Genomic DNA, 1,545 nt, shown 5'->3' with positions numbered 1-1,545 from the left:
ACTCCCGGCCCCGCTCCTGGCGGCCTCCACCGCCTCCGCCGCGCCCGCGGCCGCCGTCGACACCCGCACCGCCGGGCCCGAACTCCCGGCCCCCACCGGCCGCTACGCCGTCGGCCAGGAGGACCTCCACCTCGTCGACCGGAGCCGTACCGACCCCTGGGCCCACACCGGCCCCCGCGAGCTGATGGTCACCCTGCGCTATCCGGTGCAGCGCGGCACCGGCCGCGCCCCGGCGCCGTACATGAGCACCGAGGAGGCCCGGCTGATCCTCGCCGACAAGGGCCTCGACAAGATCATCGACCCCGCGGTCTTCGCCGCCACCCGGGCCCACGCCCGCGTCGCCGCCCGGCCCGTCGAAGGCCGCTACCCGCTGATCGTGCTCTCGCCCGGCTTCACCGTCCCGCGCGCCACCCTCACCTCCCTCGCCGAGGACCTGGCCTCCCGGGGCTACGTCGTGGCCGCCGTGGACCACGCCTACGAGAGCGCCGCCACCGCCTTCCCCGGCGGCCGCGTCCTCACCTGCCTGGCCTGCGGCCAGACCCGGGGCGAGGGCGGCATCGAGGCCGTCACGGCGGTCCGGGCCAAGGACGTCTCCTTCCTCCTCGACCGCCTCACCGGCCGCCACCCCGTCTGGCGGCACGCCGGAATCATCGACGCCGACCGCGTCGCCATGGCCGGCCACTCCATCGGCGGCGCCTCCGCCCTGCCCGCCATGGCCGCCGACCGGCGGATCCGCGCGGGCATCGACATGGACGGGGGCCTGCCCGAGCCCTACCCCGCCGGCGGGATCGGCGGCCGGCCCTTCATGCTGCTCGGTTCGGCCGTCAGCGTGCCCGGGGGACAGAACGCCAACTGGCAGACGATGTGGGCGCGGTTCGACGGCTGGAAGCGGTGGATCACCGTCGACGGCACCGACCACTTCGGCCCGACCGACTACCCGGCCCTGCGCGATCAGCTCGGCGTCCCCCACCCCGACGCGCCGCTGCCCGGCCCCCGCGCCCTGGAGCTCACCCGGACCTACGTCGCCGCCTTCTTCGACCGGCACCTCAAGGGACAGCCCCGGCCGGTCCTGGACGGCCCGGCCGCCGACGCCCCCGAGGTCCGCTTCCACAACCCCTGACGGCCCGTAGGGGGCCCCGCCCGCGCGGGGCCCCGTCCTCACACCGGCACGGACACGAACGTCCGCCCCGACTCGTTCTCCACCAGCACCGCCCGCACGTCAGCCGGGTCCACGGCCGCCGACCCGTCCAGGGCCGCGCCCTTGCCCTCGCCGTGCTCCGCCGTGCCCACGACCCAGCCGCCCGCCGTGGACCGCGTACCGTCCCGCGAGACCACCACCAGGCGGCACCGCTCCCCGGCCGGCACCCCGGTCACCGCCGCCCGCACCCGCACCCACCGGGCCGCCGGGGTCACCTGCACCGTCATCCGCGCCCCGGTGCCGGGATCCGTCGCCGAGGCCACCTTGGTCCCGGCCGGCGGCGGCGAGGGCGCGGCCGACGCGCTCGGCGTCGGCGGCGGGGGCAGCGCGGCCGTACTGTCCGCGTC

Annotated in this window: 3 protein-coding genes; 2 read left to right on the top strand and 1 reads right to left on the bottom strand. The window is 77.7% G+C overall.

All coding sequences use genetic code 11. From position 1 onward, the window contains the following. On the top strand, positions 1–1,120 hold a 1,120-nt coding region (locus VR44_RS16520), incomplete at its 5' end, for an alpha/beta hydrolase family protein (RefSeq protein ID WP_045948266.1). A 38-nt stretch (positions 1,121–1,158) separates the two neighbouring features. Here the strand turns inward: VR44_RS16520 and VR44_RS48435 are convergent. Next, a complete protein-coding gene (locus tag VR44_RS48435; RefSeq protein WP_281187148.1) occupies positions 1,159–1,290 on the bottom strand; it encodes a hypothetical protein in 132 nt (43 codons plus the stop codon). Positions 1,291–1,306: 16 nt separating this feature from the next. On the opposite strand from VR44_RS48435, the gene VR44_RS47235 reads away from it, so the two are divergent. Next, positions 1,307–1,545: hypothetical protein (locus VR44_RS47235; RefSeq protein ID WP_245691869.1), on the top strand; the 239-nt coding region annotated here is incomplete at its 3' end.

It is taken from the genome of Streptomyces katrae, assembly GCF_000966975.1.
In the GTDB taxonomy this organism is placed as follows: Bacteria; Actinomycetota; Actinomycetes; order Streptomycetales; family Streptomycetaceae; genus Streptomyces; species Streptomyces katrae.
The sequence above is the reverse complement of the archived record's forward strand: the minus strand, read 5'-3'. Positions and strand labels throughout refer to the sequence as shown.